Source organism: Loktanella sp. DJP18, from assembly GCF_049310965.1.
Classification (GTDB): domain Bacteria; phylum Pseudomonadota; class Alphaproteobacteria; order Rhodobacterales; family Rhodobacteraceae; genus Loktanella.
Window position 1 is genome coordinate 67,679 of sequence record NZ_JBMERN010000006.1, and the last position, 26,936, is coordinate 94,614.

At 64.0% G+C, this 26,936-nt stretch carries 22 protein-coding genes and 1 tRNA gene; 6 read left to right on the forward strand and 17 right to left on the reverse strand.

Features of this window, described 5'->3' with window-relative positions:
- Window positions 1-72: 72 nt before the first annotated feature.
- From ACOI1H_RS03125 to gabT, 5 genes are all read right to left on the reverse strand, one after another.
- Window positions 73-1,044 (reverse strand): C45 family autoproteolytic acyltransferase/hydolase, encoded by a 972-nt coding sequence (locus ACOI1H_RS03125; protein WP_422435260.1) that lies wholly within the window; start codon window positions 1,042-1,044, stop codon window positions 73-75.
- Complete coding sequence (locus ACOI1H_RS03130) at window positions 1,045-2,505, reverse strand: biotin carboxylase (protein ID WP_422435261.1); 1,461 nt, start codon at window positions 2,503-2,505, stop codon at window positions 1,045-1,047.
- Between the two features lie 14 nt (window positions 2,506-2,519).
- Complete coding sequence (locus tag ACOI1H_RS03135; protein ID WP_422435262.1) at window positions 2,520-5,291, reverse strand: aminotransferase class I/II-fold pyridoxal phosphate-dependent enzyme; 2,772 nt, start codon at window positions 5,289-5,291, stop codon at window positions 2,520-2,522.
- Between the two features lie 76 nt (window positions 5,292-5,367).
- Window positions 5,368-6,339, reverse strand: a complete 972-nt coding sequence (locus ACOI1H_RS03140) for a carbon-nitrogen hydrolase family protein (protein ID WP_422435263.1) — start codon at window positions 6,337-6,339, stop codon at window positions 5,368-5,370.
- Between the two features lie 183 nt (window positions 6,340-6,522).
- Complete coding sequence (gene gabT / locus ACOI1H_RS03145; protein WP_422435264.1) at window positions 6,523-7,929, reverse strand: 4-aminobutyrate--2-oxoglutarate transaminase; 1,407 nt, start codon at window positions 7,927-7,929, stop codon at window positions 6,523-6,525.
- Window positions 7,930-8,132: 203 nt separating this feature from the next.
- On the opposite strand from gabT, the gene ACOI1H_RS03150 reads away from it, so the two are divergent.
- Complete coding sequence (locus ACOI1H_RS03150; RefSeq protein ID WP_422435265.1) at window positions 8,133-8,693, forward strand: cupin domain-containing protein; 561 nt, start codon at window positions 8,133-8,135, stop codon at window positions 8,691-8,693.
- A gap of 18 nt (window positions 8,694-8,711) precedes the next feature.
- Here ACOI1H_RS03150 and ACOI1H_RS03155 read toward each other — a convergent pair whose 3' ends face one another.
- The 3 genes from ACOI1H_RS03155 to ACOI1H_RS03165 form a co-directional block, all read right to left on the reverse strand.
- Complete coding sequence (locus tag ACOI1H_RS03155; protein WP_422435266.1) at window positions 8,712-9,134, reverse strand: hypothetical protein; 423 nt, start codon at window positions 9,132-9,134, stop codon at window positions 8,712-8,714.
- 133 nt (window positions 9,135-9,267) lie between these two features.
- Complete coding sequence (locus tag ACOI1H_RS03160; protein WP_422435267.1) at window positions 9,268-11,154, reverse strand: acyl-CoA synthetase; 1,887 nt, start codon at window positions 11,152-11,154, stop codon at window positions 9,268-9,270.
- A gap of 104 nt (window positions 11,155-11,258) precedes the next feature.
- Window positions 11,259-13,052: an ABC transporter transmembrane domain-containing protein gene (locus ACOI1H_RS03165; protein ID WP_422435268.1), complete on the reverse strand. Its 1,794-nt coding sequence runs from the start codon at window positions 13,050-13,052 to the stop codon at window positions 11,259-11,261.
- Between the two features lie 521 nt (window positions 13,053-13,573).
- On the opposite strand from ACOI1H_RS03165, the gene ACOI1H_RS03170 reads away from it, so the two are divergent.
- A complete protein-coding gene (locus ACOI1H_RS03170) occupies window positions 13,574-14,608 on the forward strand; it encodes a hypothetical protein (protein WP_422435269.1) in 1,035 nt (344 codons plus the stop codon).
- Between the two features lie 100 nt (window positions 14,609-14,708).
- On the opposite strand, the gene ACOI1H_RS03175 is transcribed toward ACOI1H_RS03170, so the two are convergent.
- Window positions 14,709-14,782 (reverse strand) — tRNA-Gly (locus tag ACOI1H_RS03175).
- A gap of 135 nt (window positions 14,783-14,917) precedes the next feature.
- On the opposite strand from ACOI1H_RS03175, the gene ACOI1H_RS03180 reads away from it, so the two are divergent.
- Window positions 14,918-15,283: a hypothetical protein gene (locus ACOI1H_RS03180; protein WP_422435270.1), complete on the forward strand. Its 366-nt coding sequence runs from the start codon at window positions 14,918-14,920 to the stop codon at window positions 15,281-15,283.
- Here the strand turns inward: ACOI1H_RS03180 and ACOI1H_RS03185 are convergent.
- Both ACOI1H_RS03185 and ACOI1H_RS03190 read right to left on the reverse strand, forming a co-directional pair.
- Window positions 15,277-15,939 carry an SOS response-associated peptidase gene (locus ACOI1H_RS03185; protein WP_422435271.1) on the reverse strand — a complete coding sequence of 221 codons (663 nt, stop codon included), beginning with the start codon at window positions 15,937-15,939 and terminating at the stop codon, window positions 15,277-15,279. The genes ACOI1H_RS03180 and ACOI1H_RS03185 overlap by 7 nt on opposite strands.
- Before the next feature lie 88 nt (window positions 15,940-16,027).
- Window positions 16,028-17,584 (reverse strand): bifunctional metallophosphatase/5'-nucleotidase, encoded by a 1,557-nt coding sequence (locus ACOI1H_RS03190; protein WP_422435272.1) that lies wholly within the window; start codon window positions 17,582-17,584, stop codon window positions 16,028-16,030.
- 180 nt (window positions 17,585-17,764) lie between these two features.
- On the opposite strand from ACOI1H_RS03190, the gene ACOI1H_RS03195 reads away from it, so the two are divergent.
- Together ACOI1H_RS03195 and ACOI1H_RS03200 are read left to right on the forward strand one after the other, a co-directional pair.
- Window positions 17,765-18,100 carry a DUF952 domain-containing protein gene (locus tag ACOI1H_RS03195; RefSeq protein ID WP_422435273.1) on the forward strand — a complete coding sequence of 112 codons (336 nt, stop codon included), beginning with the start codon at window positions 17,765-17,767 and terminating at the stop codon, window positions 18,098-18,100.
- 3 nt (window positions 18,101-18,103) lie between these two features.
- A complete protein-coding gene (locus ACOI1H_RS03200) occupies window positions 18,104-19,153 on the forward strand; it encodes a quinone-dependent dihydroorotate dehydrogenase (protein WP_422435274.1) in 1,050 nt (349 codons plus the stop codon).
- 10 nt (window positions 19,154-19,163) lie between these two features.
- Here ACOI1H_RS03200 and ACOI1H_RS03205 read toward each other — a convergent pair whose 3' ends face one another.
- The 6 genes from ACOI1H_RS03205 to ACOI1H_RS03230 form a co-directional block, all read right to left on the reverse strand.
- Entirely contained in the window at window positions 19,164-19,655 is a 492-nt protein-coding gene (locus tag ACOI1H_RS03205) for a sarcosine oxidase subunit gamma (protein WP_422435275.1), read from the reverse strand.
- Window positions 19,648-22,560 carry a sarcosine oxidase subunit alpha family protein gene (locus ACOI1H_RS03210; protein ID WP_422435276.1) on the reverse strand — a complete coding sequence of 971 codons (2,913 nt, stop codon included), beginning with the start codon at window positions 22,558-22,560 and terminating at the stop codon, window positions 19,648-19,650. Before ACOI1H_RS03210 ends, ACOI1H_RS03205 begins: the two co-directional genes overlap by 8 nt.
- The gene (locus tag ACOI1H_RS03215) at window positions 22,557-22,817 is read right to left on the reverse strand and encodes a sarcosine oxidase subunit delta (protein WP_422435277.1); all 261 of its coding nucleotides are present in this window, start codon (window positions 22,815-22,817) and stop codon (window positions 22,557-22,559) included. Before ACOI1H_RS03215 ends, ACOI1H_RS03210 begins: the two co-directional genes overlap by 4 nt.
- Window positions 22,818-22,877: 60 nt before the next feature.
- Complete coding sequence (locus ACOI1H_RS03220; RefSeq protein ID WP_422435278.1) at window positions 22,878-24,131, reverse strand: sarcosine oxidase subunit beta family protein; 1,254 nt, start codon at window positions 24,129-24,131, stop codon at window positions 22,878-22,880.
- A 123-nt stretch (window positions 24,132-24,254) separates the two neighbouring features.
- On the reverse strand, window positions 24,255-24,458 hold the full coding sequence (locus ACOI1H_RS03225) for a hypothetical protein (RefSeq protein WP_422435279.1): 204 nt from the start codon (window positions 24,456-24,458) through the stop codon (window positions 24,255-24,257).
- A gap of 189 nt (window positions 24,459-24,647) precedes the next feature.
- Window positions 24,648-26,078, reverse strand: a complete 1,431-nt coding sequence (locus ACOI1H_RS03230; RefSeq protein ID WP_422435286.1) for a Glu/Leu/Phe/Val family dehydrogenase — start codon at window positions 26,076-26,078, stop codon at window positions 24,648-24,650.
- A 319-nt stretch (window positions 26,079-26,397) separates the two neighbouring features.
- Between ACOI1H_RS03230 and ACOI1H_RS03235 the strand changes: the two genes are divergently transcribed.
- On the forward strand, window positions 26,398-26,936 hold a 539-nt coding region (locus tag ACOI1H_RS03235), incomplete at its 3' end, for a Tad domain-containing protein (RefSeq protein ID WP_422435280.1).

The window sequence follows — 26,936 nt, forward strand, 5'->3', positions numbered from 1 at the left end:
CGAATGGGCGGTCTGTCGATTGGCTGCCGCAATTTGAGTTTATTTGGCCAGATGAACAAGGGGCGCGGTGATCTAGGCCGCCCCCGGGATCGCGACACGGCGGGCAGAGTCCTGAAAATGGTGCATCGACATCGGCCAGACGGTGCCCGGCCAGCGCACCTCCATCTCGCGCAGGCGGGGGCGGTAGACGGCGGTGTAAAGCGTGCCGAACCCCTGTGCAAAGGCAGTGGAATAGAGCGGCGGTTTCAGGAAGGCGTCGATGAAGACGTCCTGCGGGTCGCGGTGCAGGGTCAGCCTCTGCAAGAGGTAGCGTTCGCGTTCCACGGTCGCGGTGAACCGGGCGTGACTGACCCACTCCACCTGTTCCTGATGGTTGGTGGCGACCGCATTGTGGGTGATCAACGTCGTGCGGTCCGGCCCCATCATGGCGGTCAGGTAGTCGCGGTTTTCGTCCAGCACGGTGACGTTGTAGGACATGTGCGTGGGGATGCGGGACAGCACCGCACCAGCCTGCGCGGCGGTGGTGCAGGTCTGCAGGATGTAGCGCAGGATCAGCGGCACGCCGAAGCCGCGACCGACCACGCGCCGCCCGCCGAAGGTCAGCGAAACGGCAAGCCCCGCGTCGTTCACCCCGTCCACCAGCCCCCACAATCCGTCGCTGACCCCCATCACGCGCCGCCCCTGCCAGTTGGTGTTCAGGATCAGGCTGTCGAAGGCCGCCGGATTGTAGTCATAGTTGCGCACCATGACCGGCTCTGGTCCCGGCCAGATCGCCTGCGAACATCCGGCCAGGTAGGGCGGCGGGTTGTAGAACGACAGGAAGCGGGCCGCGTGGTCGCCGCCTCCGGCCAGTTCGCAAAGCATTTCATATAGCGGCACCAGTTCCGGCATATGCGTGGTCAACGCCCGGTGACAGTCCATGTAGGTCGGGCGCGCGATCTCTCCGTCCTTCAGCCACCAGGCGCGGTAGGCCGGCCAGTATTCGGCAAAGAGCCCGGCCCAGCGGGGGCCGGGCTGATCCTCTGCAAGCGCGCGCCAGAGCATCTACATGATCTTGAAGGCGGGATCGGCCAGCGCCGGTCCGGCGGATGCGGCGGGCAGCGGTTTGCCCGCGACCGATTGCTTGATGCCGTGAATCCACTTTGCCGCGCGGTCGTTGAGCTGGAACGATTTTGTCATCGATCGGCCGCGGGTGACGAGGATGCCGATATCGGCCCCTTCATAGCGGTAGTCGCCCGGTTGCAGGATGCGCAGAAAGAATGCCTCGTTTTCCGATTCCACCGCCCGGCGGTGATAGTCGAAGCGGTCGAAGACGACGCGGCCATCCTCGAGCATCTTGTAGATGCCGGTTTCAGGTGCCTCGGTGCAGATGTCGACCGTGTCGGCAGTGTGCTTGATGACCATCTGCGACCACGAATCGATCATGTCCGGGTTGGCCCAGCGGGCGTTCAGTTCGTCCACGTCCAGCTTGAATTTCTTGCGGCTGAATTCCAAGAGGTGGAACAGGAACAGGGGCGCGTCGGCGTGGGCAAAAGCCGCGTGGTTCGTCATCGACGAACAGCCGGTGATCCGGGGGTTCAGTTCGCCCAGCCACAGGTCGCCGGTCTTCTTGTCGATCAGGAAATCCAGCTCGAAATAGCCGCGATAGCCTTCCTTGCGCAGTTGTTCGCCGAATTTAAAGGTCATGTCGCGGGCCTGCTGGCGCACCTTGGGCGGAAAGGCGGTCGCAAGAATCTCGTTGCCGCACCAGCCGCCGCGATAAGGCGTCAGGTCCTTGAAGCCCACGAGTTCGGTCATCAGCGGGCCGACGATGGTGCCTTGGGACGTGGCACACGCCTCGATCGCGGAGCCGCGGCAGTCGATCCGCTTCATGATCTTGATCTCGCCTTCGCCGACGATCTCGTGCTCGTGGCGACGGAAATCCTCTTCGGACTTGATGAAGAATGTGGTGTGGCCACTGTCGCCATAGGCCGATTGCAGGACCAGATCGTGGCCGATGCCGGCCTTTTCGCAGGTGGCGCGCAGATTGTCGTAGGATTTGACCTCGGCCAGCGTGTTCGGCACCGATGGCACACCCGCCTTGTTGCCGATGCGCACGGTCTCGATCTTGTTGTCGAGCGCCTGCCGCAGCCTGGCCTTGGGAAACCAGACGTCGGCACCAAGTTCGCGGCTCAACCGCTCTGTTTCCTCGTCGAACATCAGAAAGACGAATTTCGGCTTGCCGCCCCGGCGCTTGATGTAATCGATGACTTCCTTGTGCTGAAGGAGGTAATTGTTGATGTCCTCGATGCTCTGGAACTCCGCGTGGGGCTGTTCCGATGGGCAGAAGACGTTGGGATGCTTGCCGCTGTAGCAGTCGATGTAGCAGATGTACTTGAAATTCTTGACCCATTCGTCGAGGCCGAGCAGATTGAAATTCGTCGCAGAGATGAAATAGACCGGCTCTTCGTTGCGGTGGAAGAACCGGCGGATTTCGGAGATGTTCTTGAGAACTGTTGTGGTCATGGAACGTCCTTTGATTATTCTGCGGCGGTTTTCTTGTCGGAAGTGACCTTCTTGATCTGTTTGGAGGCTGTCTGCGGCATGTGCGCGGCCAGCGCCTCTGGGGTAAAGATGCGCAGGCCCAGATCGGCGCGGTAGCCATGAATCTCATTCACGTCGAGGGCGCGCATGAAGGCGAGGATTTCGCTTGAGATCACCTGCCCCGGCACGAGGATCGGGAAACCGGGCGGATAGGGAATGATGAAGCTGGCCGAGACGACTTCACGGCCTTCTGCCAGCGCGTGCCGCAGCGTGCCGTCCAGGTCCATGTAATCGCAGTTATTCTCGTCGTAGGCCATGTAATAGGCCGCGCGGATGTCGCCTTCGGACGTCACATCATCGGCGCGAAAGGCATCGTGGAAGCGGCTGAAGTCGGGCAATGGCGGATAGTTCAGCGTCAGGTTCGCAACGCGACGCTCGAACCCCAACTTCTCCATCTTGGACGCATCGTCCAACAGGTCGTCGAGGGAGCGTGCGATTTCCACCAGCACCTCGATCAGATAGGCGACCGATGACCGGGTCGTGCCGATATTCGTCATGAACAATACGGAGTTGCGCGACGTCTTGTTGATCTGGATGCCGTAGCGGTCCATCAGGATCTTGGTCTTGAAGGTGTCGCCGTCCCAGCCGGTGCCACCGACGGCCAGCGTCACGCGGGTCGCGTCCAGGACGAATTCGTCATCCTCCCAGGCCTCCAGCATGTCGATCCAGCCACGGTCGGGGTCGTAATAGCTCTCGGTCCCGGACTCGCGGTATTCGCTGGGAATCATTTCGCGGAGCGACAGGACCTTGAAGTATTTCGCCAGCAGCGGATGGGTCGAGATCGCGCGCCGCATCGACATCGCGGCCTCCAGCTGACGCTGGACGAATTCGAAGCCTTCCAGCTCCACCTGTCGGCGGCCGACATCCAGAGACGCGATGATCTGGTAATTGGGCGAGGTCGACGTATGCGTCATGTAGGCTTCGTGAAAGGCCTGTTCGACCTCTCCCTTGAAGTCCTGATCGTTGACGTGGATCATCGACCCCTGCCGCAGCGCGGTCAGGGTCTTGTGGGTCGACTGGGTGGCATAGACGCGGATGCGGGCCGTCGGCGGGGCGATCAGGCGCGTCTTCAGCAGGGTTTCGGTGTCCGCACCCTTCAGCATCTCCTGTTGCGCCTCATAGGCCTGCGCGTGCTGGTCAGTCTTGAACCGGGCGCGCATCTTGTTGGCGGTGCGCATCGCGGTGCGCTTGCGGTAGGTCGGGTTGAACCGGGCAAAGGCGAACCACGCCTCGTCCCAGAGGAAGATCAGGTCCGGCTTGATCGCCAGACATTCCTCCATCACGCGGTCGACGTTGTAGACGATGCCGTCGAAGGTGCAATTCGTCAGCAGCAGCATCCGCACGCGATCGAGCTTGCCGGCCGCCTTCAGGTCCAGCAACTGCTTCTTGATTTCGCGGAGCGGCACGGCACCATACATCGAGTATTCATTCAGCGGATAGCTGTCGAGGTAGCAGACCTGCGCGCCCGCCAGCACCATGCCGTAATGGTGCGACTTGTGGCAGTCGCGGTCGACCAGCACGATATCCAAGGGTCGCACAAGAGCTTGCACGACGATCTTGTTGCAGGTCGAGGTGCCGTTGGTGGCAAAGAAGGTCTGCTTGGACCCGAAAGCGCGGGATGCCAGCTCCTGCGCCTCCTTGATCGGACCGCTGGGTTCCAGCAGGCTGTCCAGCCCGCCAGAGGTGGCAGAGGTTTCGGCGAGAAAGATATTGGGGCCGTAGAAGGCCCCCATGTCCTGAATCCAGTGCGACCGTGTGATCGACTTGCCTCGCGAAATCGGCATGGCGTGGAACACGCCAGTGGGCTGCTTGGAATAGTTCACCAGCGCCGTGAAGAACGGCGACTTGTAGCGCGCCTGCACGCCCCGCAGGATATTCAGGTGCAACTCCATGAAGTCTTCCTGATTGTAGAAGACGCGGCGGCAGACACCAAGTTCGGTCCCGGCGATATCCTCGACCGACCGTTCGGTGACAAGGTAGGCGTCCAGTTCCGGGCGCACGTCGTCGATCAGGCGGCACAGTGCCGGGCCGAAGTCCTTGGATTCGAGGTCGTTCAGCTTGTCGGTGCCGGCAATCCCTTCAAGGAACCGCGACAGGATCGGATGATCGGACCGGGACCGCAGGGTGACGCCGGGACGCACGACGATGGCCTGAATGTTGTGATTGAACAACACCGCGATCAGGGCATCCTCGACCGATGGCACCACGACGGCCTCGTAGATGAAGGGGTCCTCGGGCCTGCGCATGGCGTGAACGTTGGATTTCAGCCAGTGTTCCTGTGCCGCCGACACCTCGTCCACGATCAGCACCTCGAAATAAGGCTTTGTCATGGCACGGACTTCGGGCGACAGAAGCGCTTCGTCGTCATGCTCCTCGCGGTCGTCGCTGTCGTGGTCCAGCAGGATGTGGCGGCGTCGGTAAGCCCCTGTCGTCAGGGCGCGGGCGACGCGGTGCACGCTGTAGGACAGCTCGGTAAAGCTGTTGTGTTCGAACTGGCGGCGCATGTGGTCGAAGACGGACAGGCCGGGAAAAGCCCAGTAGGCCTCGATCTCGGCCAAACCGTCGAACAGATCCGACGCCTGGCTGCGCAGGGTCGGGCTGATCCTTGCGGGGGCCTCGCGCGACAACTGCGCGGTGACCTCTCGCAACTCGCTCCAGCGGTCGGCACGCAGCTGGGTGGCAGAGTAGTAGTCGGTCACGGAATGCATGGCGGTCGGTCCTCGTCTTTGTAGAGCGGGACGCCGGCGGGTCGCGACCTCAAAGGCCGCAACCACAGGTGGCGCGTCAGCTTCCGCCAGTGTGAGGGACGGGTGCCGCCCCTGCAACACCTAGGGCCGGGGTTTTGTATTCAACCTGAATTTCCGCCTCGGCGGGCACTTCGACATGCAGACCAGCCCGTGTGCCCTGCGTCGGAATTTCAAGTGGCCCCAAGGTATTGAGGAACGAATCCACGCCGCTTGCACGGTCATAGACGCTGAAATCGACGTCGCGGTCGCGGAAGGATTTCAGAACCTGACCCAGTCCTTTCATCCCCGTCTCGCGCTGGCGACGCACCATGTCGAGGTCGACCTCGATGGGGAACATGTCCTCCTGCCCGCCAGACTGGTGCAGTACCATCGAGGTCGGATCGACGACGCAGGACTTGCCGATGCCCCCCGCGCCAAGCCCGTTCACATCGATGACGTAACACTGGAACTGCGCGGCGGTCGCCCGTGCGATGGCAAGCTCCGCGTCGCGATCGGTGGTGCCGGTCAGGACCGGATGCAACAGCACCTCGACCCCCTGCGCCGTCAGCTGACGCGTGGTCTCGGGGAACCAGATGTCATAGCAGATCGACAGGCCGAAGCGGCCGACGTCCGGCACGTCGAAGACGCAGAATTCCGTGCCGGCGGCGATCCCCGCCTCGTAGGGCCGGAACGGGAACATTTTGGCATAGCGCTTCACGATGTTGCCGTCCGGATCGATCACGACAGCGGTGTTCAGGATGCGACCGTCGGGCGCGCGCAGAAACATCGATCCGGGAATCAGCCAGACGCGATGCTTGCGCGCCGCGTCGCAGAACCGGTCCAGCGTCTCGTTCTGCGGCTCCAACGTGAATTTGTCCAGCGGACCGAATGGGGCGAGTTCCGAAAACAGGACCATCTGCGTCCAGGGAAAACGCATCATCAGCACGTCGAGGCGTTGAAGCATCCCATCGACGTTGGGTTGCAGGGCATTGACGTACATCTGGACGCCGGCGATCGCGAAGGGGGTCATCTGGGGTCTACTTTTACTGTGTTACGCGTCAGGCGCGCTTGATCCAGACCTAGCACGCTGGCTCCCGAAAGGAAAACGGACGCCACGGCATTCCCCCACTTCCCCTTCTTCTGGTTGAAAATGTCCCGGGGTGTGGGGCAGAGCCCCACCGGATCGGCCCGCAGGCGGGCCGATCCATACCGCCTATGCCGCATGCTGCTCCGCAACCGCAGCGGCCAGCGCCGCCTCAAAGATCGCAAGCCCTTCGTCGATGACCGCGTCGGACGCCGTCAGCGGCACCATGATGCGCAGGGCATTGCCGTGCAGGCCGCAGGACAGCAGGATCAATCCCCGTTTCAGCGCGTGGGCCACGACCCTCTTCGTCAGGTCGGCGTCCGGGGCGGCAGTTGTGAAATCGCTCACGAATTCGACGGCGACCATGCCACCGAGGCCGCGGATGTCCCACATGCGCCAGGGTGCCGCGCGCGCGCCGATCTCGGCGAACTTGGCCTTGAAATGCTCTCCGATGCGGGTGGATCGATCCAGCAGGCCCTCCTCCTCGATCACGTCGATCGCGGCCAGGGCTGCGGCACAGGCGACCGGGTTGCCCCCATAGGTGCCACCAAGGCCACCGGGAATCATCGCGTCCATGATGTCGGCGCGGCCGATGACACCAGCGATGGGATAGCCGCCCGCCATCGACTTTGCCACGGTGATCAGGTCGGGCACGACGCCCGAGTGCTCGATCGCGAACCACTTGCCGGTCCGGCCAAAGCCAGCCTGAATTTCGTCCGCGATCAGCAGAATGCCGTGCTTGTCGCAGAGCGCGCGCAGGGCCTGCATCATCTCGAACGGCACGGGGGTGTAGCCGCCCTCGCCCAACACGGGTTCGATGATGATGGCGGCGATGCGTTCGGGCTGCGCGTCGGTCAGCATCAGGTTGTTCAGCGCGGTCAGCGCGTCCTGCACGGTGATGCCGTCGCGGGCATTCGGAAAGGGCGCGCGAAAGATGTCGGACGGGAACGGGCCGACGTCCTTCTTGTAGGGGCTGATCTTGCCGGTCAGGCCCAGCGTCAGCAGGGTGCGGCCATGATAGCTGCCGGTAAAGGCAATGACACCGGGGCGGCCCGTCGCGGCGCGGGCGATCTTGACCGCGTTCTCCACCGCTTCGGCCCCGGTGGTCACAAGCAACGTCTTTTTCGCATGCTCGCCAGGCGCCAACGCGTTCAGGCGTTCGGCCAAGGCGACATAGGGTTCATACTGCACAACCTGAAACGAGGTGTGCGTGTACAGGTCTTCCTGCGCCTTGGCGGCGGCGATGACCTTGGGGTGGCGGTGGCCGGTGTTCAGCACGGCGATGCCGCCGACGAAGTCGATGAAGCGGTTGCCTTCGACGTCCCACAGTTCCGCATTCTCGGCGTAGCTGGCAAAGATCGGCGCGGCAGAGGCAACGCCGCGTGGCACGGCATTGGTGCGTCGCTTCAACAGGGCGGCATTCGTCTGCTCCTCTGCCGGCAGGTCGGGCACGACGGTCAGGGGCGTACGCGTGGCCGCGGCGGCGGCCTTGGATGGCTTCATCTTGGTCTTGTCGGTCTTGGGTTTCATCGACATGCGCGCGGTCCTTTGCAAGCCAGAGATGTCTAGTAAATTGGTGCTGCCTGTTTAATATAATTGCCAACCGCCGATTTCGTTCCGATTTGCGTCACAACTTGTCCAGCAGCGACACGCGGCAGTTTTCGCTTGAAACCTGTCCCGGAGGCGTCCCTTAATGCGCCTCGGGCTGCCGATCTCGCTGCCCTGTCGGGAGGATGTGCGTGGATATCGGGGAACGGCTGCGGACCTTGCGCGAGCGGCATGGGCTGTCGCAGCGGGAACTGGCGGCGCGGGCGGGCCTGACCAATGGCACCATCAGCCTGATCGAGAAGAACAGGACATCGCCCTCCGTCGCGTCGCTGAAATCCTTGCTGGACGCTATTCCGATCAGCATGGCCGAATTCTTTACGCCGCCGGCCGAAGCCGAGGCCCCGACATATTTCTACAAGGCGCACCAGTTCCACGAGATCGCGCCGCAGGACGCGGACCCGCGTCCGCACGTGTCCCTGCGCCAGTTGGGTCGTGCGGCGGATCATGCACTGCAACTGCTGCACGAAACCTATCCGCCCGGCGCCGATACCGGACCAGAACTGCTGAGTCATGCGGGCGAGGAAGCCGGGATCGTCGTGCGGGGCGAGGTCGAGGTGACCGTCGATGGCCGTGTCGCTGTGCTGGGGCCGGGCGACGGCTATATCTTCGACAGCCGTCTGCCGCATCGGTTCCGCAACGCGGGCGACGCCGTCTGCGAAGTCATCAGCGCCTGCACGCCCCCCACGTTCTGATATTCCGACGCCCGATGTTCAGTGGTCGCAGATCCGGACCTGCGGATCGAGCTTGGCATAATCCACCGCCATCATCTTGTGAATGTCGGTTTGCGGAATGTATTGCCATTCCGCAAGATAGCGCCGCTGCGCCTCTCCGCGCAGATAGCGGGCCATCTGCTGGTTGCCGACCGGCCCCCGGTTGACGTTGGAGCCGTGAAAGCCGACGGATGCACCCGGCCCGAGGCAGGCATTCGGCAAGGTCGTGAAGATCACGCAGGCGGACCGGCAGAAGCCGCGGATTTCGACCCGCCCGCCCCATGCCAGAAGATCGGCGCGGTCTGCCTCGGCGCTGATCAACTGGCCGCCACCATCGGACATGATGACATAAGGCTCGGTCGTCGGTGGCGGCCTGCGATCGGTGCAGAGGCCCATCTGACAGGCAATCGCGAACCACAGCATCGGCAGTCCCTTTTCGGGCAGACCTTTTCAGGTCGGGGCAGGATGCCCCGTTCCGCTCATCATCCGTGGCGCGGCCAGTGGTTGCAAGCGGCCCGCGTCACTCGCAGGCGGAAATCGGCGCGCCGATGACACGTCAATCAACCATGTCCCAAGCGGTCGTGAACTGGGACAGCACGGTCGCGACCTGATCCCGCGACGCCTTGCCGGTGATATGGGCGACAAGGCCCAGCTTCTTGTCCTCTGTGACTGAGTCAACCGTCGCATCCACGCCGCCGTCCTTGAGCGCAGAATCATAGACGCGGGTGATGGCTCGCTTGCGCAGGTCGGGCTTGAAGATCTTGCCGACGGCAGTCTTCGGCAGTTCATCCAGAATTTCCAGATACTTCGGGTGCGCGGCGCGTTCGTGAATCTTGCCCTTGGCAAACTCCAGCAGCTCCGCCTCGGTCACCTTGGCGCCATCCACCAGTTCGACATAGGCGCAGGGCAGTTCGCCCGCATGGGCATCCGGTTGGCCGATGGCCCCGGCAAAGGCGACGGCCTCATGCCCGGCCAATGCTTCCTCGATCTCGGCGGGGTCGATGTTGTGGCCGCCGCGGATGATCAGGTCCTTGGCGCGGCCCGTGATCCATACGTAGCCGTCCGCATCGACGCGGCCCAGATCGCCGGTGCGCAGGTACTGCGCCGCGTGATCGTCGCCCGCATAGAACAGGTTCCGGTTCTTGTCGGCCTCGGTATAGGTGTTGCCCCGGAACACGCCGGGCGACGACACGCAGATTTCGCCGATCTGATCCACGTCGCATTCCGTATGGGATTCGACGTCCATGATCCTGATGCGGGTATAGGGAAACGGGAGGCCGATGGAGCCCACCTTCTTTTCGCCCGCAGGCGGGTTGATCGACACCAGACATGTCGCCTCGGTCAGGCCGTAGCCTTCGCAGATGGTAACGCCTGCGGCTTCCTCGAACCGGCGGTAAAGCTCCAGCGGTAGCGGAGCCGAGCCGCAGAAAGCCAGTTTCAGGGTCGAGATATCGGCATCCACAGGGCGCTGCATCAAGGCGGACATGGCGGTCGGCACGGTGATGACGAAGGTCACCTTGTGACGTTCGATCAGCTTCCAGAAATTGTCGAAGACCCCTGCCCCGCGATAGCCCTGCGGCGTCGGAAGCACGATCTGCGCGCCAGACCCGAGCGAGGCACCCAGCGACACGATGGTCGCAAAGACGTGGAACAGCGGCAGGGGACAGATCTGCACGTCCTTTTCGGTGAACAGCAGCCGCGCGCCCAGCCAGGCGTTGTAGATGATACCGGAATACAGGTGTTGCACGACCTTGGGCATCCCCGTCGTGCCGCCGGTGTGGAAGTAGGCCGCGACGCGGTCGATCGTGCTGTCGATGAACTGCAGGTCCTTGGGCTGCCGCTTGACCGACTTTTCGAAGTCGATGATCTTCGCTTTGTGGTCCGCGGCGTTCTTGGGCCTGATCCACGGCACGATCAGCTTTTTCGGGCCGGTCAGGTATCGCAGCAAATCGACTTCGACCAGATGCTGCACATCGGGGGCGAGGGCTAGGGCGGCGGCGGCCTTTTGCGCGACATCGGACTTGGGAAAGGACTTCATGGTGACCAGCACCTTCGCCCCCGTCTCGCGCAGGATGGCGGCGATCTGTTCGGGTTCCAGCAGGGGGTTGATCGGGTTCACGATGCCCGCGATCTGCCCGCCGAGGTAGGTCAGCACCGCCTCTGTGCAGTTCGGCAAAAGGTAGGCCACGACATCGCCTTCGCGCACGCCAAGGCTGCGGAGCAGGTTGGCGGTCTGCGTGGTACGGTCCAGCAGTTGCGACCAGGTCAGCGTTTCAGCCGGGTCCTTGACCCCCGACTGCAGCTGGAAGGTCACGGCGGGACGGTTGGGAAACTTTCCGGCCGTCTGCGTCAGTTGCGCAAAGGTCGTGACGGGCAGGTCACGGTCGGCCCACGACGCTTCGGCTTCGATGGCGGCGGCGTCGGCCTGGCCTGCGTATCCCATTCATGTCCCTCCCAGAACGTATGCGGCCATTGTTCGGCCTGTTGTGCAGGACGACACTGGACGAAAACCGGGGTGGGTCGCAAGACTGACGCCACGATATTTGGCTATTCCGCCGCCAGACCTGCGGTGAATTGCAACCGGGCAAGTCGGGCGTAAAGACCATTCTCGGCTACCAGCGCCTCATGCGTGCCGGTCGCGACGATCCGTCCATCCTCGAACACGAGGATGCGGTCGGCCTTTTTCACCGTGGCCAGCCGGTGCGCCACGATCAGCGTCGTGCGGGTGCTGGCAAGGTCGTCGACGGCGGCCTGCACCAGCCGTTCGGATTCGGCGTCGAGCGCGCTTGTCGCCTCGTCCAGCAGCAGGATCGGCGCGTCGCGCAGGATGGCGCGGGCGATGGCGATGCGCTGCTTCTGCCCGCCCGACAGCATGACGCCGCGTTCACCGACGTAGGAATCGTAGCCTTCGGGAAGGGCCGTCAGGAAATCATGTGCGGCGGCGGCTTTCGCTGCGGCCTCGACCTCTGCATCCGTGGCGTCGGGGCGGCCAAAGCGGATATTTTCGCGCGCGGTATCGGCAAAGATCACCGGGTCCTGCGGCACGAGTGCCATCCGGTGGCGAAAGGCGGCGCGGTCCATCTCACGCAGGTCCACGCCGTCGATGCGGATCACGCCGTCGGACGGATCGTAGAACCGCTGCAACAACTGGATGATCGTCGTCTTGCCCGCACCGGAGGGACCGACGAGGGCCACGGTCTCGCCCGGCTGGACCGTCAGGCTGACCTGATCGAGGGCGGTGACGGTGGGCCGGCCCGGATAACGGAAGGTCACGTCGTCGAACACGATCTGACCGCGTGCCACGTCGGGCACTGGGGTCGCCTTTGCCGGATCGCGCACGGCGTCATCGGCATTCAGGAGTTCAACCAGACGCTCGGTGGCCCCGGCAGCGCGTTGCAATTCACCCCAGACCTCGGTCAGCGCGCCGACGGCCCCGGCGACCATGACCGAATAGATCACGAACTGCACCAGCTCGCCCACGCTCATGGCGTCGGCGCGCACGTCATGCGCTCCGATCCACAGCACGCCGACGATGCCCGCAAAGATCAGGAAGATCACGATGGCGGTCATCCAAGCGCGCACGCCGATCCGGGTGCGGGCCGAGATGTAGCTTTTCTCGGTCACATCCCAGAATTTGGCGCGGCTGATGTTTTCATGGGTGAAGGCTTGCACGGTCTGGACCGACAGCAGCGCCTCGGACGCATCGCCCGAGGATTTGGCGATCCAATCCTGATTCTCGCGGCTGAGCTGACGCAGACGACGGCCCAGCACCACGATGGGGACGATGACGGCAGGCACCAGCAACAGCACCAGCGCGGTCAGCTTGAAGGAGGTGAACATCATCAGGACGAGGCCGCCGAAGAAGATCAGCACGTTGCGCAACGCAACCGACACGGACGACCCGATGACCGACAGGATCAGCGTCGTGTCCGTGGTGATGCGCGACAGCACTTCCCCCGTCATGATCTTTTCGAAGAAGGCGGGCGACATGCCGATCATGCGGTCGAAGACAGCGGTGCGGATGTCGGCGACCACCCGTTCCCCCAGTCGCGTCACAAGGTAGTAGCGCAGCGCAGTGCCGACGGCGAGCAGCGCCGCGATGCCCAGCGCCGCCGCGAAATAGCGGTCCAGAAGTGCGCCGGCGGCCACGTCGAAGTTGTCCACGACACGGCGCACGGCCAGTGGCAGGATCAGAGACACCACGGCGGTCAGGGTCAGCGCCCCAGCGGCCAGCGCCATCATCCGGCGATAGGGCCGCAGGAACGGCCAAAGCTGACGCAGCGCGCCCATGTTCTTCGACTTGGCGCGTTCGGCACCGGTGGCTGTGGGCGCGTCGGCCATGGGATTTGTCCTGCGTGATACGCTTCGCACATAAAACCGCAGGGCCTGCGACACAAGCGAAACGCGGTGCGGCGGAATGTCGGCTATCGCGGGGGCGTGGAGCGGGCGACGACTCCACTGCCGTATGGTTTCCTGTATCGCTGCGTAGCATATGGTCCAGCAAACAGGGGCTATTTGTAAGACTGAATTGCAACGTCGCGTTGTGTCACGCAGCGATCAATTAGTCCGCCTTGGGCGGGTTAACGGTGGGACCGATATGCCGAAGCGTGCCAAGGAACTCTCTGCAATCGAAGTGAGGCGGCGTGGTCCCGGTAATCACGATGTGGGCGGCCTGGCTGATCTGATGATGAAATATCGGTAAATGGCGCGCAATCGTGGTTGTTGCGTGTAAAGGCCGGAGACGAGCGGCGCGAAATCGGCTTGGGTAATGGGAAAATAGACCGGTTCTTCTTTGACCCAGCAAACGGGTCAAAGTCCTGAGGGACACCATCGCGGCCCTGCTGCACCAGGCCGAGGTCGATATGGCCCCGTCCATCGATCTGTTGGCCCGGATCGCGGGCATCATTGATCATCTGGACGATGCAGCCGATCCCCTGTCCTTCATCGCCGAGGAAATGAAGGATTTCGCAGGTAGCGAGAGAGTTCACTTGGCGTTTGCGCTTTGTTATCGCTACGTTGCGCAAAAAAATCGCTTGATGGCCCTGGACAGTCTCGCGGATGCTCAGGAGGCCTTGCCCCCTGCCAGTCACGGCTTGCGCACGGCAATTGCGCGGCGATATCTCGACTTGGGCGAAACCTGGCTCGCGGTCAAGACGCTGCGACCGGATACCTTCGACGACGTTGCCGGCACCTTTGCGCCGGACGAGCGGAAAAAGATGCAGGAGTCCTTGACCAAAGGCGTTCCGCAAAGCATGGAACACGGTCATTCCCTGCTGCTGTCGCATCTGGAAAAAATCCTACCTCGAACGGGTCCAGAGACTGAAGGCACCGGACCGTCTCCGGTCCTTGTCGAAGTCGGTACGACCCGCGAGCGCGTCCCCGGCCAAGGGTCCACGGCCAAGATCGCGGCGTTCTGCAAAGAGCGCGGCATACACATGATCACCGTCGACATGGATCCGCGCAACGGTGCCCTGGCCCGCCAGACCTTCGCGCGCATGGGGACCGATTTCGAGGCGATCACCGACAAGGGCGAGGATTTCCTCTCTGCCTATCGGCAACCCCTGGATTACGTCTTTCTGGACGCCTACGATTTTGATCATGGCAAGCACAGCGAGTTACGCCAGAGCCGCTATGAAGCCTTCCTCGGCAGCCGGATCGATGAGGAAGACTGCCACCGCATGCATCTGGAATGTGCCGAGGCGCTTGTTGACATCCTCTCGCCCGACGGCGTGATCTGCATCGACGACACTTGGCTGGACGAGGCCGGGGCCTGGACCGCCAAGGGCAAATTGGCCGTCCCGTTCCTGCTGCAATCCGGCTTTCACATCATCGAGGCCCGCAACCGGGCCATCCTGATGGGACGAACCGCTTCCGAGACGCAGACGCCGCACACGTGACCCGAGACGGTGCTCTGCAATCTCTCTGGCGGGTATTTGGGCAGGTCAAGATTCCGGCCGCCGAGAATTATCAACTATGACAAGCCATTAATTCTGCAAATGGAGCGGGCGACGGGAATCGAACCCGTGTCATCAGCTTGGAAGGCTGAGGTCTTACCATTACACAACGCCCGCTCAATGCAGGACCCTTATAACGCGCCTGCTTCGGGCGGTGCAAGCCCCAAGGCAGCACCTTTTCGCCATAGTGGCGCCATGTTCACCGTGCAGGAGAGGTCCAGCCAAAATGGCGGACCGACATCAGGAGCGGACATGCGCAGACATCTCATGATCATTGGCCTGACCCTGCTGGCCAGCCTCGCCCCCATCCGGGCACATGCTGCGGAATGCGGACCCAACACCAAGATCGTCAAGATCAAGCCCCATGCCTTCGTGCCAGACCTGCAATATCTGTGCGGCGGCCAGTCCGTCGTGCTGTACAACGAGACCGGGAACTCTGTGTCGTTCAAGTACCGGGACGCCTACAATCAGGAAAAAACCATCACGAACCTGCGCCACGGGTCGGGCATCCAGCTGTACGCGGCGACGACGGTCTACAGCGTCGTGACCTACGGTCGATCCGGATATGGCATCCCCAACGGCAGGATGCTGTGGGGCATGGCCCCTGACAGCTACTGAACCGGGGCGATCAGATCAGGGCCCTGGGCCTTGTTCGAGTTCACGGCGGTCGAAACGCGGGTGAACCGAAGGGCATCATCAGCGACAGGCTGCATCAGCGGTGCCGCGCCATGCCCTGCCTCGCCCAGCCAAAGCGGCCAGTCCTGCGGTGACAGGATCACCGGCAGCCGGTCGTGGATCGGGGCCATCGCGGCGTTGGCGCCGCAGGTCACGACAGCACAGGCGGTGATTCGGGTGCCGTCCTTTTCCCAGTCCTGCCAGATCCCGGCCATCGCCATTGGCGCATCGTCGGCGCGGGTCACATACCACGGCTGCGGCACAGTGTCCGGCACCCGCTTCCATTCGTAGAATCCGCTCGCCACGATCAGACAGCGCCGGGCGCGCACGGCGGCGCGAAAAGCCGGCTTGTCGGCGATGGTCTCGGACCTCGCATTGATCAAAAGCGGTCCGCCGGTGGGCTTTGCATACCAGGCCGGGATGAAGCCCCACCGCATGGGGCGCAGGCGGCGGCCGCCGTCGTCCGCAGTCACGACATGCACCGACACCGTGGGGCAGACGTTGTAATTCGGGACATCCGGGAGGTCGTTGGACGGCTGCGCGGCAAAGACCTGCGCCATCGCGTCATGGGGGAGTGTGATGGCCATGCGTCCGCACATGACCCCATCCTAGCGCGCCGAGGGGTGCAGGACCAGGCACCCCGCGCGGCAATGCCGCCCCGATCGCTGATCGGGGCGGCAAGCGGCATCAGTTGATCGTGATGCGACCGTCCGTGTAGGGCGTGTAGGTCTCGTTCTCTGCAATGAAGTCGGACACCACGTCGGCGACGTCCGGTCCGAAGTCATAGGCGTTCTCGGCCGTCGTGAACATCGTGTAACCGTCGCCGCCGTTGCGGACGAAGTTGTTCGACACGACGCCATAGGTCGCCGCCGGATCGATCGGCTCGCCTGCTACCATCACCTCGCTGACGCGGGCGCCGGCTTCTGCCGCCGAATCCACGGTGAAGGTGATGCCTGCGACCTGCGGAAAGCGGCCGTCACCCTCGCCGACCTTGCTCACGCCGTTTTCCAGCGCGTCCAGCAGAGCCTGACCGGTCACCTCGAAGGTGGACAGGGTGTTCTGGAACGGCAGCACGGTCAGCACTTCGCCCTTGGTCACTTCGCCCGCGTCGATGCTGGCGCGGATGCCGCCAGAGTTCGCGATGGCGACCTGAATCCCCTGATCGGCCACACGCGCCAGCATGGCGTCGGCGATCAGGTTGCCACCCGAACATTCCATTGCGCGGCAGATATCGCGGTTGCCTTCGATCACGTCCGAGGTTTCGCCCACGACCTCGTTGCGGATTTCCTCCAACGGTTGGGCGAGTTCGGCGATCCGGTCCAGGGTGGGCTGATCCTCGGCCACGGCCCCGTCCATCACCAGCGGCTGGCCAGAGGCTTCGGTGATCACGCCGTCGTCGTCGAAGGTGACGTTCAGCTCGCCCAGATATTTGCCGTAGGCATAGGCCTGCACGATGGCGGTGTCGCCGACCATCGTCGGATAGGACCCCTTGGCCCCTTCCATGTCGCCCAGCAGGGTGTTGTCATGGCCGCCCACGATCACGTCGACGCCGGTGGTATTCGACGCGACGTCCTGGTCCACGGCATAGCCCGAGTGCGACAGGACGATGATCTTGTTCACGCCTTCGGCGGTCAGCGCGTCGACCTCGGCCTGCACGGCGTCGGCGGGCGGGGTGAAGGTGATGTTGGGGCCGGTGCTGGCGATTTCCGGCGTGTTCACCGGGGTCAGGCCGATCAGGCCCAGCCGCTCGCCGCCGCGCTCGATGATCGTGGACTTGGCGATCTTGTCGGCCAGCAGCGGTTCCCCCGAGATGTCGGCGTTCGACATCAGGATCGGGAAATCGACGGCATCGACGAAGGCACCCAGCACTTCCGGGCCATCGTCGAATTCGTGGTTGCCGACCGTCATGGCGTCGTAGCCAAGCTTGTTCATGAACTCGGCCGTCATCGTGCCTTTGTATTGGGTGTAGAACAGCGTGCCCTGGAACTGGTCGCCGCCGTCCACCAGAATCGTGTTGTTCGACCGGGCGCGCGCCTCTTCCAGCGCGGTCACAAGGCGGGCAGACCCGCCAAAGCATTCGCCGGCGGTATTGTCTTCGGCAGCGCAGGGGCCATCGTAGGCGCTGATCGGCTCGAACCGGTCATGAAAGTCATTGGTGTGCAGGATGGTCAGGCTGTAGTCGGCGCTGGCGGCACCGGCGGTCAGCGCCAATGCGGCTGTGGTGCCAAGGATTCGTGCGATCATTTAAAGGTCCCCCGTTGGATTGATGTCCGGCAGCTTGGCGGCAGGACGGTTTCAAGTCAAACGCCGGGTCAAGTTGATCCAACGTCACTTTGCGCGTTGCCTAAACTGTGTGTGTGACGCCTGCTTGACAGGCAGACCGTCGCGCTTGATTTCCGGGCGGGCATCCGTCATCCCTGCGCCATGCTGATCTACAAGATTTTCCGCACCCCCGAATGGGACGCCCTGCAGGCGGATGGGTCTACGCTGGGCGCGCCTGTGGACCTGTCCGACGGGTTCATCCATTTCTCGATCGCGGCCCAGGCCGAGGAGACGGCGCTGAAGCATTTCGCCGACGTCGATGGCCTTTGGCTGATCGCTGTCGACGCGGACGCGCTGGGCGAACATCTGCGGTGGGAGCCGTCGCGCGGCGGCGAGCTGTTTCCGCATCTGTATCGACCGTTGCTTGACACCGACGTGGTCAGCGCACGCCCGCTGCCGCTGGTGGACGGGCTGCACCGGTTCCCGGACATGGGCTAGCCGGTGTTTCGCCATCTTGAAGACCTTGGCCTGACGATCCTGCAACAACTTGATCCGGAGCGGGCACACGGGCTGGCCTTGCAGGCGCTGAAACTGGGGCTGGGGCCGACGGATGGGCCGGTGACGTCTGACCGGTTGCGGTGCCGCATCGCAGGGCTGGACCTGCCCAATCCCATCGGCCTTGCCGCCGGTTTCGACAAGAACGCCACGGCGCTGGGACCGCTGGCCCGCAGCGGGTTCGGGTTCGTGGAGGTCGGTGCAGCCACGCCGCGCCCACAGCAAGGCAACGACCGGCCGCGCCTGTTCCGGCTGACCGAGGACCGCGCCGCGATCAACCGCTTCGGGTTCAACAACGACGGCATGGACACGATCGCTGACCGCCTGCGCGGTCACAAAGGCATCGTCGGACTGAACCTTGGGGCCAACAAGACGTCGGAGGATCGCGCCGGCGACTTTGCCCGCGTCCTGACCCGCTGCGGCGCACATGTGGACTTTGCGACCGTCAACGTTTCGTCCCCCAACACGGAAAAGCTGCGCGATCTGCAGGGCAAGGCGGCGCTGGCGGCGCTGCTGTCGGGTGTGATGACGGCGAACGCGGCACTGGCGCGGCCCGTGCCAGTGTTCCTGAAGATCGCGCCGGACTTGACCGTGGCTGAGATTGCGGATGTGGCGGAGGTGGCGAATGCCGCCGGGATCGCCGGACTGATCGCCACGAACACGACCCTTGACCGCCACGGCCTGCACGGGCCGCACGCAGGCGAAACGGGCGGGTTGTCAGGGCAACCGCTGTTCGAGAAATCGACGCGCGTGCTGGCGCAGCTTGCGGAGCTGACCGACCTGCCGGTCATCGGTGTCGGCGGCGTGGGTTCGGCAGAGCAGGCCTATCAAAAGATCCGGGCGGGTGCCTCTGCCGTGCAGCTTTACACGGCACTGGTCTATGGCGGCCTTCGCCTGGTGGACGACATCGCCCGCGGCCTTGACGATCTGTTGGCCCGTGACGGGTTTGCCACGGTGGCCGAGGCGATCGGCACAGGCCGCGCCGACTGGACCTAACCCAAGACGCTTAACGCAATGCGACGCCCTGTGCCGCGCGGGTCAGGTCGTGAACCAGCGTCTGCGCCATCGACCGCATCACCATCACCTCGAAGGCGTCATCGCCGCGGCGAGTCACGCTGGCGATCATGTGACCCAGCAGCGTGCGCGCGGTGTGGCCGATGGCAAAGGCCGATGCACGCAGGTCGATGGGAACGAGCCGGGCCAACACATCCTCTACCCCCGCACCTGCGATCCGAAGGGTGGCAAAGGCGTCGGTCTGGTCGGTGATGGCGGCGACATCGCCCACGTCGGGGGCATCGCCCAGCGCCAGTGCCTGCCCCTGCCCGACCCAGATCATCGTGTCGGTCGTGCGTCCGGGTGTTGGAAAGCCCGCGACCTGCTGCCCCCGAAAGGGTGCGATCAGGGTCAGTCGGTCGGGCACGACCTCTGTCATCGTGACGGTGCCGATGGTCACGGGCAGCAATCCGGCCAGCGGCGTTCGGGCGATCAGCTCAGCCACGCAGGCGTCCTCCGTCCGGGTCGCAGAAGGGCATGGCGACGATCCGGCACCGGGTCGCGACACCGCGCAGGTGATCCACCGCCTCAACCACTTCGCCCAGCCGTGCCCGGCCATTCTCCAGAAAGCCGAGGCCGATGTGGCTGGACAGCGTCGGCGACCAGCAAACCGAGGTCACGTAGCCCCTGTCGTTCACGCGCACCGCGCGTGCGCCGTCGTCGAACAGATGCGCCCCGGCGGTCAGGCGCTGGGTGGCGATGACCGGTTGCAGCCCCACCATCTGCTGACGGGTCTGTCCGGTCAGGCCGGGCCGATCGGCCGCCGCCTGCCCGATGCAATCCTTGCCCCGCGCGATCATGCGGTCCATGCCGATGTCGAAGGCGGTGGTGCGACCATGAATTTCCGCATGGGTGATGTGCCCCTTCTCGATCCGCAGGACATTCAAGGCTTCCATCCCGTAGGGACCGCCGCCCAGCGCTTCGGCCTGGGCGCAAAGCTGGCGGAACAGGCTGTCGCCAAAGCGGGCGGGAACCGCAATCTCATAAGCATGCTCGCCCGAGAACGAGATGCGGAAAAGCCGCGCCGCCACCGCGCCAAGGTTGACCGTGCCGCAGGCCATGTAGGGAAAGGTCGCATCGTCGATGGGGTCGGTCAGCACCGTGTTCATCAGGTCGCGCGACAACGGCCCCGCCACGGCGAACTGCGCCCACTGTTCGGTCACGGATGCCATTTGCACGTCAAGGTCGGGCCGCAGGACCTGCCGGACGTATTCAAGGTGCCGCATGACCTGTCCCGCCGCCGCCGTGGTCGTCGTGACGACATAATGACCGGGTGCCAGGCAGGCGCATGTGCCATCGTCCATGACATGCCCGTCCTCGCGCAGCATCAGGCCATAGCGCACGCGGCCAGGACGCAGGGTGGACATCGTGTTGGTATAGACGAAGTCGAGAAATGTCGCCGCATCAGGGCCTTGCACGTCGATCTTGCCCAGGGTGGAGACATCGCAGATGCCCAGGGTGCTGCGCACCATCGCAACCTCTCGGTTGCACGATTGCAGCCATGTCCGCTCCCCCGGGGCCGGGAAATAGGACGGCCGGAACCACAGCCCCGCCTCGATCATCGGCGCGCCGCGCGCGACTGAAGCGGCGTGCGATGTAGTGAAGCGTTCGGGCGCAAACCCATGCCCCTGACCGCCGGCCCCCATCGCGGCGATGCTGACGGGAACGTATGGCGGACGAAAGGTTGTCGTGCCGGTTTCGGGAATGCCGCACCCGGTGGCGTCCGCGAGGATCGCCAGCGCCGCGACGTTCGAGGTCTTGCCCTGATCCGTCGCCATACCCTGCGTCGTGTAGCGCTTCATGTGCTCGACAGAACGGAAATTCTCCTGCGCGGCAAGGTGGATGTCCTTCACATGCACGTCGTTCTGGAAATCCAGCCACTTGCGGCCGCGCCCCTCGACCAACCACAGCGGCGTGACGCGGTAAGGTGTGGCGTCGGCCTGCGGAATATCACCCGCTGGACAGCCCAGCAGGTCCGCCACAGCCATCGCCCCGGACGCAAGGCAACCCGCAGTATCGAAGGTGCCGTGGCAGGCCCCGGCCGTCACCAGGCCGGGGATGCTGCCGGGCGTCGGCACGAAGGACGCCAATGCGGCGTCCCAGGTGGGGCGGCCGTTCATGTGACACATCAGATGCACCGTCGGGTTCCACCCGCCGCTGACCGCCAGGCAATCGGTGCGGATGATCCGGGTGCCGCCTGCATGGGCCACCGTGATCCGTTCCAGCCCGAGCCGCCCCTTTGTGGCGATCACGCGTCCATGGGCATAGACCGGCACGTCACCCGCGTCCTGCGCCGTGTCCCGGCTGTCGACGACGGCGGCGACCGGCACCCCTGCGGCGGTCAGATCGCGGGCGGTGCGGTATATGTCGTCGGTGCAGCCGAAGATCGTGACCGTCTTGCCCGGTGCCACGGCCCAGCGGTTGACGTAGGACCTCACCGCGCTGGCCAGCATGATGCCGGGGCGGTCGTTGTTCGGAAAAGCGATGCCACGCTCCAGCGCACCGGCGCAGAGGATCGCGTGCTGCGCCACGATCCGCCAGAAGCACTCGGTCGGCCGCGCCCCCGGTCGGGTCTGCGGGGAAAGCCGCTCCAGCGCGCCATAGGTACCCTGATCGTAGGCTCCGGTGACGGTCGTGCGGGTCATGATGCGGACGTTGGGCATGCCCGCAAGCTCTGCGGTCATGGCAGCGGCCCAGAGGTGACCGGGCTGGCCCGCGATCGCCTCAACCTCGTTCAGCAGCCGCCCGCCGGTCTGCGTGTTCTCGTCGCACAGGATCACGTCCGCCCCGGCCCGCGCGGCTGTCAGGGCAGCCATCAGGCCCGCAGGGCCCGCCCCGATCACCAGCACGTCGCAGAAGGCAAACGCCTTCTCGGTCGCGTGAACCGGCGTCTGGCCCGACAATGCGCCAAGCCCGGCGGTGCGGCGGATCAGCGGTTCGTAAAGCTTTTCCCAGAAACCGCGCGGCCACATGAAGGTCTTGTAATAGAACCCGGCACCCAGAAAGGGAGAGAGCAGGTCGTTCACCGCCAGCGCATCGCGGCGCAGGCTGGGCCAGGCGTTCTGGCTGCGCACGCTCAGCCCGTTGGTGATCTCGACCGTGGTGGCGCGCTGGTTGGGGTCCGCCTCTGCACCCGTGCCGACCGTGACCAGCGCATTCGGCTCCTCCGATCCGGCGGTCAGGACACCGCGCGGACGGTGATACTTGAACGACCGCGCCATCAGTCGCCGACCGCTGGCCAGCAGGGCGCTGGCGACCGTATCGCCGGCAAAGCCATGCACCAGCCTGCCGTCGAAGGTGAAGGTCACCGGCCGCTTCCGGTCAATCAGGCCGCCGCGCGCCAGCCTCATCGCGGGACCTCGGACGCCAGCGCGCTGCCACCGATCGCATGGGATACGGTGTTGCGATCCACCACCAGCCAGGCTCCGCAGGGGTCATGCTGCCACAGATCACGCACCGCACCCGCCACATTGTCTCGGTTATGCAGGTAGTCGTCCCAGGCGGCAGCCCCCGCATCGCGCGCAGGTCGTGCCATGGCGACATCGGACCCCTGATAGGTGAACTCGCGACGATCGCGGATGCCGCACAGCGGACAAGCCAGCCTCATGGCGCAAACCCCTGTTTCATCTGGCCAGATAAACTCAAAACCCGCCCTCTCATCCCCGCGTCAATGCAGATTGTGCTGACTGCCGGTGCCTTCTTCGTCCAGCAGTCCGACGCCGGTGCGGAACCGGTCCAGCCGGAACCTCGCCGCCGTCTCCAGCGGCCGACCGGTCGCGATCAGATGTGCCAAGGCGAAACCGGACCCCGGCACCGCCTTGAAGCCGCCATAGCACCAGCCCGCATCGACGAACAATCCGTGCGTGTCGGTCTTGTCGATGATCGGGCTGCCATCGGGAGTCATGTCCATGATGCCACCCCAGCTGCGCAAGACGCGGGCGCGGCCGATCGCTGGCATGAGGGTCATCGCGGCCTCCATCACGTGTTCGGCCATCGGCAGGTTGCCGCGCGACGCGTAGGAGGCATAGAAGTCGATGTCGCCGCCGAAGACCAGACCGCCCTTGTCCGACTGGCTGATGTAGAAATGCCCCATGCCGAAGCTGACGACGTGGTCGATGATCGGTTTCAGCCCTTCGGTCACGAAGGCCTGCAGGACGTGGCTTTCGATCGGCAGGCGCATCCCGGCCATTGCCGCTACCTGACCGGAGCGGCCAGCGACGACCATCGCGACCTTCTTTGCACGGATCGCGCCACGTGTGGTCTGAACGCCGGTGACGGCACCATTCGCGATGTCGATGCCGGTCACTTCGCAATTCTGGATCAGATCCACGCCTCGGCTGTCGGCACCGCGCGCGTAGCCCCAGGCGACCGCATCGTGCCGCGCCGTGCCGCCGCGCGGATGGAACAGACCGCCGTAGATCGGAAAGCGAGTGTTGTCGAAATCGAGGTAGGGCAGATGCCGGCGCACGCCGTCACGGTCCAGCAGTACCGCATCGTCGCCCTGATTGATCATCGCGTTGCCGCGCCGCACGAAGGCGTCGCGCTGCCCGTCGGAGTGAAAGAGGTTTATCAGACCGCGCTGCGAATGCATCACGTTGTAATTGAGCGTGCTTTCCAGCCCCTCCCACAGCTTCAGGGAGTGGGAGTAGAATTCGGAGTTGCCGGGCAGGAAGTAGTTGGCCCGCACGATGGTCGTGTTGCGACCGACGTTGCCGCCGCCGATGTAACCCTTTTCCAGCACGGCGACATTCGTGATGCCGTGTTCCTGCGCGAGGTAGAAGGCCGTCGAAAGACCGTGGCCACCGCCACCGATGATGATGACGTCGTATTCGGCCTTTGGCGCGGGGTCGCGCCAGACGGGTTTCCACCCGCGCTGCCCCAACAGCCCTTCCGCAATGACCCGCAGGCCCGTATAGCGCATGTCGCCCTCTCGCTTTGCGAGTCAGACTAGCACGGTGGCGGGGCGGCGAAAGCCCGATTGCGTCGCCGCAGGTCGGTGCGGTGTCATCGGGCTGTCGGCCTTGCCGATCTTGCCCGCAGCCGATCAGGTCTTTGTGCCGGTCAGGCTGACCGGACGACACTGGTAGCGCTGGATCAGCCAGTCCGGATGGTCGGCAGCCCAGCTTGCCGCAAGCAGCTGCGCGTTGCGGTTGCACTGGGTCAAGGACATCTCGGTCAGCAGCATCTGATCCGACCGGCAATCATCGGCCACGCCACCCAGACAGGCCATCAGCAGAAATTCAATCACAGTTGTGTCCTTCCCTGTTGCTCCTTGACTATCCAATCTAGCACGCCGTCGCCCACCCTGCGCATGCGGGCGAAGGCGCGTGATACTTTCGACGCCGTTTCAGGCGGCCTTTGCCCGAATGCGCGGCGAAATCGGTCCAAGGTGACCGATTTCAGGACGCAGCCGATACCGGCCTTGCGTCCGGCACTCTTATAGCCCCTTGGCCCGGTAGCTGTCGGCGACCTTGCGGATCGACACGAGGTAGGCCGCCATGCGCAGGTCCGTCACGTCGTCACGGCTGTGCCAGACCGCGCGCATGGCCTGATAGGCGGTCCGCATGGTGTCATCGAGGCCGGAACGCACCAGTTCCAGTTCATCCGCGCCGCGCAGATACTTTTCCTTGAAGTTCGGCGTCATCGACCAGCGATGTTCAAGCATGTCGTCGAGGCGTTCGAGTTCGGCCACGATCAATTCGTGACGCGCCTCCTCGGCCCGGCGCTGCATCCGGCCAAAGCGGATGTGGGACAGGTTCTTGACCCATTCGAAATAGGACACGGTGACACCGCCGGCGTTAGCATACATGTCTGGGATGATGACCGTGCCCTTTTCGCGCAGCACTTCGTCCGCGCCCGCCGTGGTGGGGCCGTTCGCCGCCTCGATGATCAGAGGGGCCTTGATGCGATGGGCGTTGCCCATGTTGATGACGCCTTCCAGCGCCGCGGGGATCAGGATGTCGCAGTCGTGCTCGAGCAAGGCCGCGCCTTCGGCAGAATGCACGCCGGACGGATAGCCTGAGACGCCCCCCTGCTTCGCGATCCACCGTTTCACGTCCTCCACGTCCAGACCTTTCTCGCTGAAAAGCGATCCGTCGTGTTCGATGATACCGGTCACGATGGCACCGTCCTCCTCGCTCAGGAACTTGGCGGCGTGATAGCCCACATTGCCAAGGCCCTGCACGATCACGCGCTTGCCCTCCAGCGTGCCGGTCAGATGGGCAATGGCCACATCTTCCGGATGACGAAAGAATTCGCGCAGGGCGTATTGGACGCCGCGCCCCGTCGCCTCTGTCCGGCCCTGGATGCCGCCGGCGTTGATCGGCTTGCCGGTGACGCAGGCGGCCCCGTTGATGTCGGTCGTATTCATGCGCTTGTACTGATCGGCGATCCAGGCCATCTCGCGCTCTCCCGTCCCCATGTCGGGGGCGGGCACGTTCTGGGCAGGGTTGATCAGGTCGCGCTTGATCAGCTCATAGGCAAAGCGGCGGGTGATCTGTTCCAGCTCGTGTTCGTCCCAGTCGCGCGGATTGATGCACAGGCCCCCCTTGGACCCGCCAAACGGCGCATCGACCAGCGCGCATTTGTAGGTCATCAGCGCCGCCAGCGCCTCGACCTCGTCCTGATGGACCGAGAGGGCATAGCGGATGCCGCCCTTGACCGGTTCCATGTGTTCGGAATGAACGGCCCGGTAGCCGGTGAAGGTGTGGATGCCGCCCCGCAGGCGCACGCCGAAGCGGACGACGTAGGTCGCGTTGCAGACCCTGATTTTCTCCTCCAGCCCCGGCGACAGGTCCATCAACTTGACCGCGCGGTTGAACATGATGTCGACGCTTTCGCGAAAGCTCGGTTCGGCCAGTGGGGTCATATCTGTCATGGTGCGGTCCTTTTGGGTTGCCTTGCGCGGTCAGATGTAGCCCGATTCGTGCCACGCCCCAACTTCAACGACCTGCATCGCAGGAAAGAGTTAACCGGACCCTGCATTTTTCAAGGGTCGGCAGATGCCTGATTGCCCCGGCGGAAACGGTGGGATGGCCGCATTCGCATTGTGCGCAGCACCCAGCGCAATCGAGGTTGCGATGCCGCAAGTCTGCCCCAATTTGGCCATGCCGACATGGTTTTGATCCGGGTGGCGCAGAGGGTCCCGTCCCAGCGGCCTGCCTGACAGGCAAATTTCTAGGAACAAGATGATGCACAAGAAGAGTCCATCGACCTCGTCACGCCGCAGCCGCCTGATGGCCCATGCGCTTTACCTGATCCGCGCCGAAGACGGCAACCTGTTCATCGTGTTCTTTCCTTTCCTGTGCGTCATGGCGGTCTGGGGCGGCATCGCCGTCGACCTGATGCGGTTCGAATCGCGCCGCGCCGCCCTGCAAAGCGTCACCGACCGGGCAACCCTGGCGGCCGCCAATCTGGATCAAAGCCAGAACCCCGCCGACGTGGTGCTCGACTACTTCACGAAATCGGGCATGGCAGACCATCTCGACGGCCCGCCGCTGATCTCTGAAGGGTTCAAGCGCCGCGAAGTCACGGTCAAAGGGCAATACGACCTCGAGACCATGTTCATGCGCCACATCAACAACGTCATGTTCACCGGCGGCGACCGGCCAGACTGGACCACGCTCTCGGCCGCGTCGAACTCGACCGCCGTGCAGGGTGTGGGTGCTGTCGAGGTTTCGCTTGTGCTCGATTTGTCGGGATCGATGTATTCCGTCATCAAGAACAG

Coding starts and splice junctions, on each gene's coding strand:
- ACOI1H_RS03125 (WP_422435260.1), bottom strand. CDS start 1,044: ATGCTCTGGCGCGCGCTTGCAGAGGATCAGCCCGGCCCCCGCTGGGCC.
- ACOI1H_RS03130 (WP_422435261.1), bottom strand. CDS start 2,505: ATGACCACAACAGTTCTCAAGAACATCTCCGAAATCCGCCGGTTCTTC.
- ACOI1H_RS03135 (WP_422435262.1), bottom strand. CDS start 5,291: ATGCATTCCGTGACCGACTACTACTCTGCCACCCAGCTGCGTGCCGAC.
- ACOI1H_RS03140 (WP_422435263.1), bottom strand. CDS start 6,339: ATGACCCCCTTCGCGATCGCCGGCGTCCAGATGTACGTCAATGCCCTG.
- gabT (WP_422435264.1), bottom strand. CDS start 7,929: ATGTCGATGAAACCCAAGACCGACAAGACCAAGATGAAGCCATCCAAG.
- ACOI1H_RS03155 (WP_422435266.1), bottom strand. CDS start 9,134: ATGCTGTGGTTCGCGATTGCCTGTCAGATGGGCCTCTGCACCGATCGC.
- ACOI1H_RS03160 (WP_422435267.1), bottom strand. CDS start 11,154: ATGGGATACGCAGGCCAGGCCGACGCCGCCGCCATCGAAGCCGAAGCG.
- ACOI1H_RS03165 (WP_422435268.1), bottom strand. CDS start 13,052: ATGGCCGACGCGCCCACAGCCACCGGTGCCGAACGCGCCAAGTCGAAG.
- ACOI1H_RS03170 (WP_422435269.1), top strand. CDS start 13,574: ATGGCCCCGTCCATCGATCTGTTGGCCCGGATCGCGGGCATCATTGAT.
- ACOI1H_RS03180 (WP_422435270.1), top strand. CDS start 14,918: ATGCGCAGACATCTCATGATCATTGGCCTGACCCTGCTGGCCAGCCTC.
- ACOI1H_RS03185 (WP_422435271.1), bottom strand. CDS start 15,939: ATGTGCGGACGCATGGCCATCACACTCCCCCATGACGCGATGGCGCAG.
- ACOI1H_RS03190 (WP_422435272.1), bottom strand. CDS start 17,584: ATGATCGCACGAATCCTTGGCACCACAGCCGCATTGGCGCTGACCGCC.
- ACOI1H_RS03195 (WP_422435273.1), top strand. CDS start 17,765: ATGCTGATCTACAAGATTTTCCGCACCCCCGAATGGGACGCCCTGCAG.
- ACOI1H_RS03210 (WP_422435276.1), bottom strand. CDS start 22,560: ATGAGGCTGGCGCGCGGCGGCCTGATTGACCGGAAGCGGCCGGTGACC.
- ACOI1H_RS03215 (WP_422435277.1), bottom strand. CDS start 22,817: ATGAGGCTGGCTTGTCCGCTGTGCGGCATCCGCGATCGTCGCGAGTTC.
- ACOI1H_RS03220 (WP_422435278.1), bottom strand. CDS start 24,131: ATGCGCTATACGGGCCTGCGGGTCATTGCGGAAGGGCTGTTGGGGCAG.
- ACOI1H_RS03230 (WP_422435286.1), bottom strand. CDS start 26,078: ATGACCCCACTGGCCGAACCGAGCTTTCGCGAAAGCGTCGACATCATG.